The sequence below is a fragment of the Pseudomonas pseudonitroreducens genome (assembly GCF_021603645.1).
Taxonomy (GTDB): domain Bacteria; phylum Pseudomonadota; class Gammaproteobacteria; order Pseudomonadales; family Pseudomonadaceae; genus Pseudomonas; species Pseudomonas pseudonitroreducens.
On record NZ_BQHJ01000001.1, the window covers coordinates 799,094 to 815,816 of the forward strand.

General features: G+C 65.7%; 12 protein-coding genes. 5 read left to right on the plus strand and 7 right to left on the minus strand.

Going from position 1 to position 16,723, the window contains the following annotated elements; genetic code table 11:
• The first annotated feature begins 101 nt into the window (after positions 1-101).
• On the plus strand, positions 102-1,994 hold the full coding sequence (gene mrdA, locus L6D89_RS03725) for a penicillin-binding protein 2 (RefSeq protein ID WP_236198780.1): 1,893 nt from the start codon (positions 102-104) through the stop codon (positions 1,992-1,994).
• 48 nt (positions 1,995-2,042) lie between these two features.
• Here the strand turns inward: mrdA and L6D89_RS03730 are convergent, their stop codons facing one another.
• Genes L6D89_RS03730 through L6D89_RS03745 form a run of 4 tightly spaced genes read right to left on the minus strand, consistent with a single transcriptional unit; the run spans position 2,043 to position 7,190 of the window.
• Positions 2,043-2,258 carry a formate dehydrogenase subunit delta gene (locus L6D89_RS03730; RefSeq protein WP_236198781.1) on the minus strand — a complete coding sequence of 72 codons (216 nt, stop codon included), beginning with the start codon at positions 2,256-2,258 and terminating at the stop codon, positions 2,043-2,045.
• Positions 2,255-5,158 carry a formate dehydrogenase subunit alpha gene (fdhF, locus tag L6D89_RS03735; RefSeq protein WP_236198782.1) on the minus strand — a complete coding sequence of 968 codons (2,904 nt, stop codon included), beginning with the start codon at positions 5,156-5,158 and terminating at the stop codon, positions 2,255-2,257. Before fdhF ends, L6D89_RS03730 begins: the two co-directional genes overlap by 4 nt.
• Positions 5,155-6,714: a formate dehydrogenase beta subunit gene (locus tag L6D89_RS03740; protein WP_236198783.1), complete on the minus strand. Its 1,560-nt coding sequence runs from the start codon at positions 6,712-6,714 to the stop codon at positions 5,155-5,157. The genes fdhF and L6D89_RS03740 overlap by 4 nt, the downstream gene beginning before the upstream one ends.
• A complete protein-coding gene (locus L6D89_RS03745; RefSeq protein WP_236198865.1) occupies positions 6,708-7,190 on the minus strand; it encodes a formate dehydrogenase subunit gamma in 483 nt (160 codons plus the stop codon). Before L6D89_RS03745 ends, L6D89_RS03740 begins: the two co-directional genes overlap by 7 nt.
• 387 nt (positions 7,191-7,577) lie before the next feature.
• On the opposite strand from L6D89_RS03745, the gene L6D89_RS03750 reads away from it, so the two are divergent.
• The 4 genes from L6D89_RS03750 (at position 7,578) to L6D89_RS03765 (ending at position 12,398) form a co-directional block, all read left to right on the plus strand.
• Complete coding sequence (locus L6D89_RS03750; protein ID WP_236170655.1) at positions 7,578-7,946, plus strand: c-type cytochrome; 369 nt, start codon at positions 7,578-7,580, stop codon at positions 7,944-7,946.
• A gap of 97 nt (positions 7,947-8,043) precedes the next feature.
• Complete coding sequence (locus L6D89_RS03755; RefSeq protein WP_236171056.1) at positions 8,044-9,357, plus strand: D-arabinono-1,4-lactone oxidase; 1,314 nt, start codon at positions 8,044-8,046, stop codon at positions 9,355-9,357.
• Positions 9,358-9,442: 85 nt separating this feature from the next.
• Positions 9,443-10,651 (plus strand): DSD1 family PLP-dependent enzyme, encoded by a 1,209-nt coding sequence (locus L6D89_RS03760; RefSeq protein ID WP_236171055.1) that lies wholly within the window; start codon positions 9,443-9,445, stop codon positions 10,649-10,651.
• Positions 10,652-10,910: 259 nt separating this feature from the next.
• Complete coding sequence (locus L6D89_RS03765) at positions 10,911-12,398, plus strand: MltF family protein (RefSeq protein ID WP_236198784.1); 1,488 nt, start codon at positions 10,911-10,913, stop codon at positions 12,396-12,398.
• A 108-nt stretch (positions 12,399-12,506) separates the two neighbouring features.
• Here the strand turns inward: L6D89_RS03765 and L6D89_RS03770 are convergent, their stop codons facing one another.
• The 3 genes from L6D89_RS03770 to L6D89_RS03780 form a co-directional block, all read right to left on the minus strand.
• Positions 12,507-13,877 (minus strand): NAD(P)/FAD-dependent oxidoreductase, encoded by a 1,371-nt coding sequence (locus L6D89_RS03770; RefSeq protein WP_236198785.1) that lies wholly within the window; start codon positions 13,875-13,877, stop codon positions 12,507-12,509.
• Between the two features lie 186 nt (positions 13,878-14,063).
• Positions 14,064-15,059 carry an AraC-like transcriptional regulator QhpR gene (gene qhpR / locus L6D89_RS03775; protein ID WP_236198786.1) on the minus strand — a complete coding sequence of 332 codons (996 nt, stop codon included), beginning with the start codon at positions 15,057-15,059 and terminating at the stop codon, positions 14,064-14,066.
• Positions 15,060-15,423: 364 nt separating this feature from the next.
• A complete protein-coding gene (locus tag L6D89_RS03780) occupies positions 15,424-16,533 on the minus strand; it encodes a YheT family hydrolase (RefSeq protein WP_236198787.1) in 1,110 nt (369 codons plus the stop codon).
• Positions 16,534-16,723 lie beyond the last annotated feature (190 nt).

Here is a 16,723-nt window from a genome sequence, read left to right on the forward strand (position 1 = left end):
CCCACTGCGCTGCAAACAGGCCGCATCGATCGGAAAGCCCCCACGCGAGGCGTGGCTGAATCGCTTTTCCGCAGGATCGATGGGGACCTTCTGGAATCCCGATGCACGATCCGATCAAACTCAAGGACCACCAGCAGGAGTCGACCCTGGTCAACCGCCGCCTGATTGCCTGCGGCGCGCTGGTGGCCCTGATGAGCGTTACCCTGGTGGCGCGGATGTACTTCCTCCAGGTCACCGACTACGCGACCAACGCCACCGTCTCCGAGAGCAACCGCATCCATGTGCTGCCGATTCCTCCGGAACGCGGGCTGATCTTTGACCGCAACGGCAAGGTGCTGGCCGAGAACCTGCCCAGCTTCAACCTCACCCTGACCCGCGAGCGCGCCGGCAATTCCCAGGCGGTGCTCGATCAGGTCAGCGTTATTCTTCACCTGAGTCCCGAACAGCGCCTGCAGTGCGACAAGGCCCTGAAGAAGAGTCGTCATCCCTTCGAACCGGTGACCCTGCTGCATGAGTTGAGCGAGGAGCAGATCGCCCTCATCGAGGTCAATCGCTACAAGTTGCCGGGCATCGACGTGGACGCCGAGTTCGTCCGCCATTATCCGTATGGCGAGCATTTCGCCCATTCGGTCGGCTTCGTCGGGCGGATCAACGAGCGCGAGGCCGCGCGCCTGGACAACACCGAGTACCGCGGCACCGAGTACATCGGCAAGACCGGCGTCGAGCATTTCTACGAGCCGCAACTGCATGGCCACGTCGGCTACGAAGAAGTCGAAACCAACGCCCAGGGCCGCGTCATGCGGGTGCTGAAGAAGGTGCCGCCGGTGGCCGGCGAGAACATCGTGCTGGGCCTGGACGTGGACCTGCAGGTCGCCGCCGAAAAGGCCCTGGGCGATCGCCGCGGCTCGGTGGTGGCGCTGGACCCGAACACCGGCCAGGTACTGGCGATGGTCAGCAACCCGAGCTTCGACCCGAACCTGTTCGTCAACGGCATCAGCTCGGCGCAATATGCCGAGCTGCGCGACTCCATCGACCGGCCGCTGTTCAACCGGGCCCTGCGCGGACTGTACTCGCCGGGCTCGACCATCAAGCCGGTGGTGGCCATCGCCGGGCTGGATACCGGCACCATCACGCCGGCGTCGCGGGTTTTCGATCCGGGCTACTTCCAGTTGCCCAACTACGACCACAAGTACCGCAACTGGAACCACAGCGGCGATGGCTGGGTCGACCTGGACACGGCCATCAAGCGCTCCAACGACACCTACTTCTACGACGTCGCGCACAAGCTCGGCATCGACCGCATGCATGACTACCTGAGCCGCTTCGGGCTCGGCAGCAAGGTCTCCATCGACATGGCGGAGGAATCCCCGGGGCTGATGCCGTCCCGCGAGTGGAAGCGTGCCACCCGGCGCCAGGCCTGGTTCCCCGGCGAGACGGTGATCCTCGGCATCGGCCAGGGCTATATGCAGGTCACGCCGCTGCAGCTCGCCGAAGCGACCTCGCTGATCGCCAGCAAGGGTGCCTGGCATCGGCCGCGCCTGGCCGAGTCGGTGGGCGGCGAGGACGTCGTCGACAGCCACCCGATGCCCGACATCCACCTGAGCAATCCCCACGACTGGGATGCAGTGAACTACGGCATGCAGCTGGTCATGCACGACCCGGGCGGTGGTGCGCGGGCCGCGGGGCAGGGCGCGCAGTACCGTATCGCCGGCAAGAGCGGTACCGCGCAGATCGTCGCGATTCGCCAGGGCGAGCGCTACAACCGCCTGAAGACCCAGGAACGCCACCGCGACAATGCACTGTTCGTTGGATTCGCCCCGGCCAGCGCGCCTTCCATCGTGGTCTCGGTGACCATCGAGAACGGTGAGGCCGGCGGCCGCGTGGCCGGGCCGGTGGTGCGCGAGATCATGGACGCCTGGCTGCTCGACCAGGACGGCAAGCTCAAGCCGCAGTACGCCGCGCCGGCCGAGACGGCATCGGGCAAGCACGCCTGAGGCCTGCCAGTGCCCGGCCCGCCTGTCGGGCTGGGCACTGGCAGCCGGCTAGGCCATCTGCTCCAGCAGCGCCGCCCGCACCAGGGTATGCAATTCGTCGCCCTGATTCTGCTCCTGCCAGTCCTTCAGCTCGCGGCGCATGGCCGGCGTCCAGAAGTTCTGCAGGTGCTGCTGCACGCCATGCACCGCCAGCTCGTGGTCCGATTCGGTGGCGAAGTACTGGCCGATCTGGTTGGCCATTTTGATCAGGTTCTCGACGCTCATCGACGCACCTCGGCTTTCTCGGCTTTCTCGGCTTTGGCGTGGCGCCGTTCCTTGAGCAAACGCCGTTGTTCGTCGCTGAACGCCTGGTAGCGCTTCTGCCATTCCGAGGGCTGGAACACGCGCACCACTTCCACCGCCGTGACCTTGTATTCCGGGCAGTTGGTGGCCCAGTCGGAGTTGTCGGTGGTGATCACGTTGGCGCCCGATTCGGGGAAGTGGAAGGTGGTGTAGACCACCCCCGGCGCCACCCGCTCGCTGACCTTGGCGCGCAGCACGGTCTGCCCGGCGCGGCTGCCGACGCCGACCCAGTCGCCGTCGTTGATGCCCCGGCTTTCGGCATCGCTGGCGTGGATTTCCAGGCGATCCTCCTCGTGCCAGGCGACGTTGTCGGTGCGCCGGGTCTGCGCGCCGACGTTGTACTGGCTGAGGATGCGCCCGGTGGTGAGCAGCAGTGGGTAGCGAGAGTTGACCTTCTCCTCGGTGGGTACGTAGCCGGTGAGCATGAAGCGCCCCTTGCCGCGCACGAACTGCTCGATGTGCATGGTCGGCGTGCCGTCCGGCGCGGCGTCGTTGCACGGCCACTGCAGGCTGCCGTGGCGGTCCAGTTCGGCGTAGCTGACGCGGGTGAAGGTCGGTGTCAGGCGGGCGATCTCGTCCATGATCTGCGACGGGTGCTGGTAGTCCATCGGGTAACCCAGGGCGTTGGCCAGGGCGACCGTGGCTTCCCAGTCGGCCTTGCCGCCCAGCGGTTCCATCACCTTGCGCACCCGCGAGATGCGTCGCTCGGCGTTGGTGAAGGTGCCGTCCTTCTCCAGGAAGGAGCTGCCCGGCAGGAACACGTGGGCGAACTTGGCGGTTTCGTTGAGGAAGATGTCCTGCACCACCACGCATTCCATGGCGGAAAGGGCGGCGGTGACGTGCTGGGTATTCGGGTCGCTCTGGGCGATGTCCTCGCCCTGGCAGTACAGCGCCTTGAAGGTGCCGCCCAGCGCCGCTTCGAACATGTTGGGAATGCGCAGGCCGGGATCGGGCTGCAGGGTCACGCCCCAGGCCTGTTCGAACTGGCTGCGCACCGTTGCGTTGGAAATGTGCCGGTAGCCGGGCAGCTCGTGGGGGAAGGAGCCCATGTCGCAGGAGCCCTGCACATTGTTCTGGCCGCGCAGCGGGTTGACCCCGACGCCCTCGCGGCCGACGTTGCCGGTGGCCATGGCGAGGTTGGCGATGCCCATCACTGCGGTGCTGCCCTGGCTGTGTTCGGTGACGCCCAGGCCGTAGTAGATCGCCGCGTTGCCGCCGGTGGCGTAGAGGCGGGCGGCGGCGCGGATTTCCTCGGCGGGCACGCCGCACACCGGGCCGAGTACTCCCGGTGAGTTCTCCGGCAGGCTGACGAAATCACGCCAGCGGATGAAGTCGCTGGCCTCGCAGCGTGCGTCGACGAAGTCCTGCTTGACCAGCCCCTCGCTGACGATGACGTGGGCCAGCGCGTTGAGCATGGCGACGTTGGTGCCGGGGCGCAGCTGCAGGTGCAGCTCGGCGCGGGCGTGGGGCGAATCGACCAGGTCGATGCGCCGCGGGTCGATGACGATCAACTGCGCGCCCTGGCGCAGGCGGCGCTTGAGCTGCGAGCCGAATACCGGGTGTGCGTCGGTGGGGTTGGCGCCCATCACCAGTACCACGTCGGAGTGCATGACCGAGTCGAAGCTCTGGGTGCCCGCAGACTCGCCCAGGGTCTGCTTCAGGCCGTAGCCGGTGGGCGAGTGGCAGACGCGCGCGCAGGTGTCGACGTTGTTGTTGCCAAAGGCCGCGCGCACCAGTTTCTGCACCAGGTAGGTCTCTTCGTTGGTGCAGCGGCTGGAGGTGATGCCGCCGATGGAGTCGCGCCCGTACTTCGCCTGGATGCGCCTGAATTCGCTGGCGGCGTAGGTGACGGCCTCGTCCCAGCTGACCTCCTGCCAGGGGGCGCTGATGTGCTTGCGGATCATCGGTTTGCTGATGCGGTCCGGATGGGTGGCGTAGCCCCAGGCGAAGCGGCCCTTGACGCAGGAGTGGCCGTGGTTGGCCGGGCCGTTCTTGTCCGGGACCATGCGCACCAGCTGGTTACCCTTCATCTCGGCGCGGAAGGAGCAGCCCACGCCGCAGTAGGCGCAGGTGGTGATGACCGCGCGCTCCGGCTGGCCGATCTCGACCACGCTCTTTTCCATCAGCGTGGCGGTAGGGCAGGCCTGCACGCAGGCGCCGCAGGAGACGCATTCGGAATCGAGGAAATTCTCCCCGCCGGCCGCTGCCACGCGGGACTCGAAGCCGCGCCCGGCGATGGTCAGGGCGAAGGTGCCCTGGGTTTCCTCGCAGGCGCGCACGCAGCGGTTGCAGACGATGCACTTGCTCGGGTCGTAGTCGAAGTAGGGGTTGGAACGGTCTTTCGCATCACTCAGGTGGTTGGCGCCGTCGTAGCCGTAGCGCACCTCGCGCAGGCCGACCTGGCCGGCCACGGTCTGCAGTTCGCAGTTGCCATTGGCCGAGCAGGTCAGGCAGTCCAGCGGGTGGTCGGAGATGTACAGCTCCATCACGTTGCGCCGCAGGCCCGCCAGCTTCGGGGTCTGCGTGCGCACCACCATGCCCTCGCTGACCGGCGTGGTGCAGGAGGCCGGGTAGCCGCGCATGCCGTCGATCTCTACCAGGCACATGCGGCAGGAGCCGAAGGCTTCCAGGCTGTCGGTGGCGCAGAGCCTGGGAATGCTGGTGCCCAGCAGCGCGGCGGCGCGCATCACCGAGGTGCCGGCAGGGACGCTGATTTCGCGGCCGTCGATGCTCAGGCTGACCTGCACGTCGCTCTCGCGGGCGGGGGTGCCGAGGTCGATGTCACTCGCGCTGGACGTGGCAGGGTCGAAGAAATTGATCACGAGTCGGCCTCCGAAGTCGCCAGACCGAAGTCGGCGGGGAAGTGCTTGAGGGCGCTGGCCACGGGGAAGGCGGTCATTCCGCCGAGGGCGCAGAGCGAGCCGTATTGCATCGTGTCGCAGAGGTCGGTGAGCAGCCGCGCCTGTTCCTCGCGGGCGCCGAGGTCGGTGGCGGCGATCAGCCGGTCGACCACCTCCACGCCGCGTGTCGAACCGATGCGGCAGGGCGTGCACTTGCCGCAGGATTCCTCGGCACAGAACTGCAGGGCGAAGCGCGCCATGTGGGCCATGTCCAGGCTGTCGTCGGCGACCACCACGCCGCCGTGGCCGAGCATCGCGCCAATGGCGGCGAAGGCTTCGTAGTCCAGCGGGGTGTCGAACTGCGACGGCGGCAGCCAGGCGCCCAGCGGTCCGCCAACCTGCGCGGCTTTCAACGGGCGGCCGCTGGCGGTGCCGCCGCCATAGCCCTCCACCAGCTCGCGCAGGGTCAGGCCGAAGGCGCGTTCCACCAGGCCGCCGTGGCGAATGTTGCCAGCCAGCTGGAAGGGCATGGTGCCCAGCGAGCGGCCCATGCCGAAGTCGCGGTAGTACTGCGCGCCCCTGGCCAGGATGATCGGCACCGAGGCCAGGGTAAGCACGTTGTGCACCAGCGTCGGCTGGCCGAAAAGCCCCTGCAGCGCCGGCAGCGGCGGCTTGGCGCGGACCACGCCGCGCTTGCCTTCCAGCGACTCGAGCAGGGCGGTTTCCTCGCCGCAGATGTAGGCGCCGGCGCCGACTCGCACTTCCAGCTCGAAGGCGCGGCCACTGCCGCAGACGTCGTCGCCGAGATAACCGGCTTCGCGGGCGATCGTCAGGGCCAGGTTGAGCGTGACGATGGCGTCCGGGTACTCCGAGCGCACGTAGAGGTAACCCATGCTCGCACCGACCGCGAGGCCGGCGATGGCCATGCCCTCGATCAGCAGGAAGGGGTCGCCTTCCATCAGCATGCGGTCGGCGAAGGTGCCGGAGTCGCCTTCGTCGGCGTTGCATACCACGTACTTCTGGCTGCCGGCTGCGTCGCGCACGGTGCGCCACTTGATGCCGGCGGGGAAGGCTGCGCCGCCACGCCCGCGCAGCCCGGAGTCGAGCACGGCGGCGACGACATCGGCGCCGTCCATGCCGATGGCGCGGCTCAGCCCTGCGAAGCCGCCATGGGCGCGATAGTCGTCCAGCGACAGCGGCCGGGTGATGCCGGCGCGGGCGAAGAGCAGGCGCTGCTGGGTCTTCAGGTAGGCAATCTGTTCCACCAGCCCCAGGGCCAGCGGGTGGCGTGCAGGGTCGTCGGCGAGCGCATCGAAGAGGGCAGGGATATCGGTCGCCGCCAGCGGGCCGAAGCCCAGCCGGCCTTCGGCGCTGTCCACTTCCACCAGCGGTTCCAGCCAGTACAGGCCGCGCGAGCTGGTGCGCTGGATCTCCAGCGGAATCTGCCGTCGCTCGGCTTCGGCGACCAGTGCATCGGTCAACTCATCGGCGCCCACCGCGCGGGCCAGCGAATCGCAGGGGATGAACAGCTTCAACATGCGGCGTCCTCCTGGCAACCGTTCACCAGCTCGCGCAGGCGTTCGGCGGTGAGGCGGGCGTGTACGCGGCCGTCCAGTTCCAGTGCCGGCGAACAGGCGCAGGCGCCCAGGCAGTAGACCGGGCGCAGGGCGATGCGGCCGTCGGCGCTGGTGCCGTGATCGTCCAGCCCGAGCTGCTCGCGCAGTTGCGCAGCAAGCGCCTCGGCGCCGCGGCTCTGGCACGACTCGGCCCGGCACAGGCGCAGCGTATGGCGGGCCGGCGGCGCGGTACGGAAGTCGTGGTAGAAGCTGATTACCCCGCGCACCTCGGCAACGCTGAGATTCAGGGCGTGGGCGATTTCCGGCAGGGCCGCATCGGGGATGTAGCCGACACAGTCCTGGATGCCGTGTAGCACCGGCAGCAGGGCGCCGGGCGTGGCTTTCAGGCGTTCCAGCAGCGCGTGGATCAGGGGCAGGTGAAGCGAATCATCAGGCATACAGCGCACCTCGATATCGCGGATGCCCGCCAGGGGCGGCGCTCCGGAATCCTTCGGCTGCGGCGTACCGGCCACGTCACGGTTGGCGTGGCTGTTCGGGGCGCCATTGTTATTATCCGGCCAGGCATCTGGGCGCGCCTGGTCCTCGACAGTATGGAAGCTTGCCATTGCTGCTGCCCAAGGATTGCACCGCAGCGACCCTGCGCATCCTGAAACCGACAGACCCTTAAACCGACAGACTGCCGAAACGGCCACGCTGTCCGCTCAAAGCCCCCTTGTTGGCCGGCAAAGCCCTCGGGGACGAACGGTCAGCGACTTAACCTGCCCGCTACCCATGACAACAAGAATCCGCGCTGCCGGTCCGCGCGGGAAGAACAGGGGAGCACCATGCACAAACCCGCAACACCCTGGCTGCAGATTGCCTTGCTGGCCCTGGCTGGCCTGCTCGGCGGCTGTGGTGACGACGCCGCGCCGACACCCCCCCGCAACGCCGCCGCTCTGGCGCCTGCCGACCCCGCCCTGGCGAAGATCTACGACAGCAGCTGCAAGCTCTGCCACGCCAACCCGGCCTCCGGGGCGCCGCAGAGTGGTGACGGGAAAGCCTGGCAACCGCGCGTCGCCCAGGGTTCCGACAGCCTGCTGGACCACAGCATCAACGGTTACAAGGGCATGCCGCCGATGGGCATGTGCATGCAGTGCTCGGAGGAGCAATTCCTTGCGCTGATCTCATTCATGTCCGGCCAGCAAGTCCAATAGGCGAGGGGAGCATTCGATGACCATTCATCTCACCCGGCGCCAGCTGCTGCGCAGCGCAGGCGTTGCCGGCGCGTTCGCGGCGCTTTCCAGCAGCCCGATGGCCGCCGAGCTGGCCCGTGCGCCGCGACTGATTCCCTGGCGCAACTGGTCCGGCGGGCAGAGCTGCCTGCCGGCGGCACGCCTGGCGCCGCAGAGCCTGGACGAACTGGTGCAGGTCATTCGCCAGGCCCAGGGCAAGGTACGCCCGGTGGGCTCGGCGCATTCCTTCAGCGCCCTGGTACCCACCGATGGCACGCTGGTGTCGCTGGCCTACTTCAACGGCCTGCTCGGCCATGATGCCGACACGCTGCAGGCGGAATTCGCCGCAGGTACGCCCATGTCGCTCATGGGACCGGCGTTGAAGGAGATCGGCCAGGCCCTGCCGAACATGTCGGATATCGACTACCAGACACTGGCCGGGGCGATCTCCACCTCGACCCATGGCACCGGCGTCGGCTTCGGCTCCTACTCCACCGGCGTGACCGGCCTGCAACTGGTGACCGCCAGCGGTGACGTGCTGGACTGCGACGCCCAGCGCCATCCCGAGGTGTTCAACGCCGCGCGGGTATCCCTTGGCGCCTTCGGCATCGCCACCCGCGTGCGCCTGCAGAATCGCCAGGCGTTCCGCCTGCACGAACGGCAGTGGATCGCCAGCACCGAGGAGCTGCTGGAGGACGTGGAGAAGAACACCCGCGAGAACCAACACTGGGAAATGCAGGTGCTGACCCACTCCGACTACGCGCTGTCCATCGCCCTCAACGAGACCAGCGACCCGGCCACGCCGCCGCTGGACCCGGCCAAGGAGGGTGGCAACGAGTACGTCAGCATCATCGAGAACCTCGACAAGTACGGCAGCGACTTCCCCGCCGCGCGGCGCTTCCTGCTCAACAGCCTGCGCCATGTCGCCAGCTTCGACGACCGCATCGGCGACTCCTACGACATCTTCGCCAACGTGCGTAACGTGCGTTTCAACGAGATGGAGTATTCGGTCCCCGCCGAGCACGGCCCGGCCTGCCTGCGCGAGATTCTCAAGCTGATCAACGACAAGGACCTGCGCACCTGGTTCCCCATCGAGTACCGCTACGTGAAGGCCGACGACATTCCCCTGAGCATGTTCGAGGGGCGCGACAGCTGTTCGATCTCCGTGCACCAGCACTACAGCATGGACCACCACAACTTCTTCGCCGCCGTCGAACCGATCTTCTGGAAGTACGCCGGCCGCCCGCACTGGGGCAAGCTGCACACGCTGAATGCGCGCACGCTGCAACCGCTGTATCCGCGCTGGAAGGAATTCACCGAGGTGCGCCGCGAGCTGGACCCGCAGGGCAAGTTCCTCAATGCCCACCTGTCATCGATCCTGGGCGTGGCCTGACAAGGAAGAACAACCCATGAAACGACGCAATTTCATCGTCGGCGCGGCGGGCGCGGGCGTTCTGCTCGCCGGTGCCGGCGCCTGGCTGCGGCCGGGTGACCACGGCGCCCCCTACGACGACTACTTTGCCCGGCTGAACCGCGAGTTGCGCGAGCACGGGCCGATGCGCCCGGTCATGCTGATTGATCTCGACCGGCTGGACCACAACGTCGATGCGGTGATGCAGTCGGTGGCGCGCACCGGCAAGCACCTGCGCGTGGTGGAGAAGTCCCTGCCGTCGCCGCACCTGCTCGACTACATCGCCAAGCGCGCCGGCACGCGGCGGATGATGTCGTTCCACCAGCCTTTCCTCAATCATGATGCCGAGCGCTTCCCCGACTCCGACCTGCTGCTGGGCAAGCCGCTGCCGGTCGGCTCGGCGCAGCAGTTCTACGAGAATCTGCGTGGTCCCTTCGATCCGACCAGCCAACTGCAGTGGCTGCTCGATACTCCCGAGCGCCTGCAGCAGTACCTGGCGCTGGCACAAGGGCGCAATACCCGGCTGCGGATCAACATCGAGCTGGACGTCGGGTTGCACCGGGGCGGGGTGGCCGACCATGAGACCCTGGACAGGATGCTCACGATCATCGGCGCCAACCCGCAACACCTGGAGTTCGCCGGCTTCATGGGTTACGACCCCTTCGTCGGCATGGGCGTGCCCGAGATCCTCGGCTCGCCGGAGGAACTGTTCGCCAAGGTGATGACCCTGTATGACGGCTTCGTCGACTACGCCCGCACCCGCCATGCGCCGCTGTGGAAGCCGGGCCTGACACTGAACACCGCCGGCAGCCCGAGCTTCCGCATGCACGAGAACGAACGCACCAGCAGCGAAGTGTCGGTGGGCTCGGCGCTGGTCAAGCCCACGCACTACGACCTGCCGTCGCTGGTGGAGCACCAGCCGGCCGCCTTTATCGCCACACCGGTTATCAAGAGCACCGGCCCGGTGCGGATTCCGGCGCTGGACGACAAGTCGAAACTGTTCTCCTGGTGGGACCCGAACCAGCGCGAGACCTTCTTCGTCTACGGCGGCAACTGGCTGGCCGAGCCCGAGTCACCCAGGGGATTGCAGTTCAACGGCCTGTACGGACGCAGCTCGAACCAGGAAATGGTCAACGGCTCCAGCGCCGTCGGGCTGAAGGTGGACGACCAGATATTCCTGCGCCCGACCCAGTCCGAGTCGATCCTCCTGCAGTTCGGTGACCTCCTGGCTGTGCGTGGGGGGCGTATCGTCGAGCAGTGGCCGGTTTACAGCTGAACCTGGATAGCGGTGGAGAAACCCCCAGGCCAGCGGCCTGAGGTTTTTTTCGCTGCGCGATCGGACGGCCCTCCTGTCGTCGCCAGGCGTGCATGCGCAGACGCCGAGTGGCACTGCGCCCGGCCGGGTTTGAACTAGTCTTGGAAAACGGCGGGACAGCCCCGGTCCCGCCCGTGGCTTTCGCCTGTGACGCGCACCGGCAGCGCGCCACGGGCTTGTCCGTCAGCCGGTCATCCAGCTCAGCAGGAAGGTTCACATCATGGGACGCCGCACTCTCGCTTCCGTGTGCCTGTTGTTCGCGTTTCTGTTCTCCCTGGCTGCCCATGCCGCGCAGCCCGCATTGCCCGAGGCCAGGTTGACCCAGCAGGAAGAGGCGGAGGTCCGGGCGATGGTGCTGCCGGTGCCGCCAGCCTGGAAAGGCGACCTGGACGGCATGCGCGAGCGCCGCCTGGTGCGCATCCTCGTTCCCTACAGCCGGACCTTCTTTGCCGTGGACCGCGGCCGCCAAGGCGGCATCAGCTACGAGCTGGGCAAGGCCCTGGAGGCCTGGCTGAACAAGCAGTACCCCTACGCGGAGAAATCCCTGCAATGGCGCGTCCTGTTCATTCCCACCCCCCGGGACCAGTTGATGCCGCAGTTGCAGGCCGGCGTCGGCGACATTGCCGCCGGGGGCCTGACCATCACTGATAGCCGCCTGCAGTCGGTGGACTTCGCCGCGCCGTTCGCCATCGGCGTCAAGGAGGTGGTGGTGACCGCGCCGGGCCACAAGCCGCTGGGCAGCCTGGAGGAACTGGCCGGGCAGGAACTCATGGTGCGCCCATCGAGCAGCTACTACGAACATCTGCAGTCGCTCAACGAGTCCTTCACCGGGAAAGGCCTGGCACCGATTACGGTCAAGGCGGCCGACGAAAACCTCGAGTCTGAAGACCTGCTGGAGATGGTCAATGCCGGGCTGATTCCCGCCACGGTGGTGGACCTGTACATCGCCCGGGCCTGGAGCGCGTTGTACCAGCAGATGCAGGTGCACCAGGACCTCGTGATCAATGCCCAGGGTTCCGAGTTCGCCTGGGCGGTTCGCAAGAACAGCCCGCAGCTGCTGAAGGTGCTGGACGCCTTCGTGCAGACCCACAAGGTCGGCACGACCTTCGGCAACTCCCTGCGCAACAAGTACGTGAAGAACAGCAAGCGCCTGTTCGACGCGACCTCGGAAGCCGAGATGAAGAACTTCCGCGACATGGTCGGGCTGTTCCAGAAACACGCCGGGACCTATGACTTCGACTACCTGATGCTGGTCGCCCAGGGCTTCCAGGAGTCGCAGCTGAACCAGAAGGCGCGCAGCTCGCGTGGCGCGGTCGGGGTCATGCAGATGAAACCCAGTACCGCGGCGGACCGCTCGGTGGCCATCCGCGGCATCGACAAGAGTGCGGACAAGAACATCGAGGCCGGCACCAAGTACATGCGCCTGTTGGCCGACAAATACCTCAACGACCCGCAGCTGACGCCGCTGAACAAGACGCTGATGACATTCGCCGCCTACAACGCCGGGCCCGGCAACCTGATGAAGTTCCGCCGCCTGGCTCAGGAATCCGGGCTCGACCCGAACATCTGGTTCGGCAACGTCGAGCACGCCGCCGCACGCGTGGTAGGGCGTGAAACCGTCGACTACGTCGGCAACATCTACAAGTACTACGTGGCTTACAAACTGGCGGAAGACAACAATCAACGGCGACAGGCAGAGCAGCAGTAAGCGTCCGGCAGGCAAGCTGAGGAACGCTCGCCATTGCCGGCGCCTGGTGGTTTTGTCACCGGCTAATTGCAACGCCTGGCGAGGGGCGGCCAGCGAAGCGGAGGGGACCTACGATGGACGGCTCCCCAGGCGACGTTCTTCCCACCAGTCCCAGGCCTTGAGTCCCTGGCGCGCCACGCGGCCGCAGAGGAAGGCAAGCGTGTCGCTGCCGATGGAACAGGACTTGCGATTCACGATCCAGAAGTTCGTCAGCTCGGTGTTCCTGCCATTGAGCAGGTCGGCGATGGTCCGGCCGTTGAGGTGGCTCAGCGCAACGCCATGGCCGAAACAACCGCCGGAATAGATGACGCGTTCGTCACCGACGAAGCTGATCTCGGGCACCATGTCCGCGGTGACCGAAACCGGTCCGCCCCAGCGGTAGTCGATGCGCACGTCCTTGAGCTGCGGGTAGATCCACTTCAGGTGTGCCTCGCAGTGTTGCCAGCTCATGGGCGACGGCACTTCCTCCATGGGCGCCGACCGATAGACGAGCGCATCGCCGCCACCCATGGCGATCCGTCCATCCACAGTAGGGCGGAAGTAATGAAGCATCTGGCGGTTGTCGCCGAAGGATTCGCGGTTCTTCCAGCCGATGCTGTCCCATTGCTGCGCGCTGAGCGGCTCGGTCACGACCTGGTAGGTCCAGAGCGGTACCTGCCGGGCCTGCAGAGCGCGGGTATCAGGGACTTGCCGTGAATAGGCATTGGTCGCCACCACGAGCTTGTCGCAGGTGACCGTGCCTGCGGGAGTGGTGAGGGTAATCGCGGCGGCGGAGCGTTCGACGTTGGTCACGGGTGTCGATTCGTGGATGGTCACTCCGGCCGATTCTGCCAGCCCCTTGAGCGCGCGGACCTGCTTGCAGGGGTTCAGGTAGCCGGTGGCGGATTCGTAGATGGCACTGTTGAAGCGCTCGGAATGGAAGTCCTGGCGGACCTGTGCCTGCTCCCGCCAGCGCATGTCACCGGCAATGCCCAGGTCGTCGAACAACTGGTAGCTCTTCTTCAGGCGATCCGCCTGTTGTTTCGAGTAGCTGATGCGGACCAAGCCGTTATGACGGTAGTCGGCGTCGAGTCGGTTTTCTTCGATCAGGTCACGGGTGTAGGCAACGGCCTTCTCGAGGTAACGATGGGCCTCGACCAACTTCTCCTTGCCCCAGCGCAGCAACACCAGTTCCGGCTCCAGGCCAAACATTTTGGTGCTGAAGCCGGCGTTGCGGCCGCTGGCGCCAAAGCCGATGACATGGGCTTCGAGTACCACCACGCGGGCGTTCGGGTTGTCCTTCTTGAATTGCCAGGCGCTATTGAGGCCGGTGAAGCCGCCGCCAATGACCGCCACGTCCACCTTGAGGTTTTCCTTCAGCGCGGGGTTGGGCGCGTAAGGGCCGAAGTCGTGCTGCCAGAAGGACTTGCTGTCCGTTGCCGGAATGTTGCTGCTGGTCATCCTCTCAATCTCTTCTTGTCGGTCTGTTGATAGGAAAAACAGGGCCGTTGGGACGCAGGCCGAGGTAATCGACAGCCCATGCTTACGGCAGGATGGTCGGGAGGGTAGTGGCGAGGCGGGGCGGCTGGATTGTCAGCGTGCGCCAGCATTTGTGCCGCGCGCGCCAATCTTCCGGAAAGGGGTGGATCAGCTGTTGGCTCGATGGCTGCTGCGGTACTGCTGCGGCGAGTGGCCGGTCCAGCGACGGAAGGCGCGGGTGAAGGAGCCGGATTCGGCATAGCCCACCAGTAACGAGATTTCCGTCATGGAGTAGTCCGAGTCCTTGATGTAGGCCAGCGCCAGCTCCCGGCGAACGTCCTCGACCAGTGCGGAATACTCGATGCCATGTTCCTTGAGGCGCCGCTGCAGCGTGCGTCGGCTGAGGTTCAACTGCGCGCCGATTTCGTCCAGGGACGGCGCGCCGCTGCTCATCTCGGCGGCGATCATGCGCGTTACCTGGGCAAGCAGTTCATTGGAGACCGAGCGTTCCTCTCGTTCCCGTTCCAGGTAGGGCTCCAGCGCCTTGTACAGTCGCTCGTTGCCATGAACTACCGGCATCTGCAGGGTCTGTAGCGGGAACAGAATGCGGTTGGTGGGCTGGTTGAAGTAGAGCGGGCACTGGAAGACATGCTTGTGCATGGAAAGGTCGTCCGGGCGGTCGTGTTCGAAGTCCAGGCGCAGGGGCTTGAGGGAGCTGCTGGTGATGAGATTGAGCATGCGCAGGACGCAGGTGATGGCGAACTCGGCGTCCTGCCGTCGCTGCAGGATGGTCGGAATGCTGACCCGATACTCGACGGCCAGCGCGTTGGCGTCGACCTCGACGTTGAAGTGCGATTCCTGGGCGAAGACCACGATGAACTGCTGCAGCGTCTTCAAGGCCTTTTCGACGCTGGGCGCGCAACCCAGCGCGTGGCCGAGGGCGCCGAAATCATCGGCTTCGGTCTGGAAGCCCAGTTCGATGCCGATGCTCGGGTTGTGCTGCGCGGCGGCCTCCCAGAGCGCGACGTACTGCTCGCCGGGGATCTCGACATCGGCACGCTCCAGCACCCTTCGGTCGATTCCCAGCGGGCCGAGATAGGGCTCGAAGCAGTCCCTGAATCGACGGAAGAAATTCTCGGACACCACCGTACGTACCCGCTTCATGTGCACCGTTGCCTTCTTGTTCGTCTGGTTCCGCTGTCGGTTCCATTATTCCCCGGCCGAGCAGGTCGATCAGCTGCGGTTGGCGGTTTCCCGGCGCGCAGGCTCTGCACCGGGCCGCACGCAACACCCGCCGGAAGCGTCCTCGCCTCCCTACGATAATCGTTTCGACGTTTGACTGGTAAGTCGCGCGTGCAGATCGTCGGCGGAGGTTACCTGCGCGAGCTGTCCGCGGACGGCAGTCATTACACGGTCGAGGGGAACCACCAGGACAACAAGATCAGCGAGATCAACGAGGGCACCAACCGAGTTCAGCAGATGGTCATAGCCCGGCAGGTCTTCGGTAGATCAGTGCCGACATGTGGGGCTATTCCGGGGAGGACTCAAGGTGCACAGCTTGCAGAAATTCGGCCGCCAGCTCATGTGCCCAGGAACGTCCATTCAGACCTGAGAGATAGGCGCAATGGCTGCCGCGTGCGGTAACCACCAGCAGGGTTCTTGGCATACGCGCCATAGCCTGTTGGTGATCTCTGACGTTGCCTACCACGCACACCGGGTCATCTTCAGCGTTGAGAACCAGCAGCGGAATGCTCACGTTCGCCATCACGCCCATCGGGTTGCAGTTGTCGAGGAATGACTGCTGGCTGGGATAACCCGCGCACTCATACAAGTGCCGATGAAATTCGTCCAGGCTCTGCGCGCCTTCCAGCGATTCGAGGCTGGGCAAATGCGCCAATGCCGCTCGATGGGGGGTAACGAACTGGCGCACAAGTTTCCTTGCCATCAGACGGGTGTATGGGGCTTTGGCCCGCGCGAAGGCCACCCGAATGTCGTAACCCGGACAGTAAGCGAAAGCGCCGCGCAGGGGAGTATTCACTCCCATCTCGCCCAGATAGCGAGTTAGCAGGCCGGAGCCGGCCGAGATGCCCGCAGCGTAGAGGGGGGATTGCGGATAGCGTTCGCTGATCAGCTGGAGTTGCTCACGCAGATCGCCGGTATCGCCCATGGTATTGAACCTCGGGGTGGTCAGCGGTAATCCGCCGTGGCCACGACGCTCGCACAGCACGACTCGCCATCCCGTCAGACGCTGCAGGTCGCGAACGAAGGCCCGCATACTCTGGGGTGATCCGGTGATCGTGTGCAGTACTACCAGAGTCGGCTTCTGCTTCGGCAATTCACTCCCCATCCAGTGAAGTGCCGTCGTGCCTCCGTCGGCCATGCGCAAGGTATCGACCCGATCGTAGTTCAGCCTGGGCGCGAAAGCCTTCTTCAGGCCCAGCCCGAGGAGTTGCAGATGCCCGTTGAACAGCCAGGGGGTGGCCCAGAATCTCCTGGTGAGACGCGGTATCCGGGCGACCAGATTCTGGTTCTCGATGTTGGCCTGATAGATCAGCTGTGGCTTGCGCGCCGCCGTGCGGAAATAGTGAGTGGCAAAGCCAGCGGCGAGCAAAGCCGGGATAGCGAACCAGATATTCATTAGGTGTCCTCAGGCAACCAACAGGCTATTCGATATCCGCAGAGGCTGATCGCAGCTGCGGATATCGAATAGCCCCCACATCGCGGGCAGTCCGCGCGTAGTTTGCCGGCGCCTTGCCGTGGATGGCCATGCCCCGGCAGACGGAATCACGCATTTTTTCGGTCTGGCCCTGGATGCAGAGCGGCCCGAC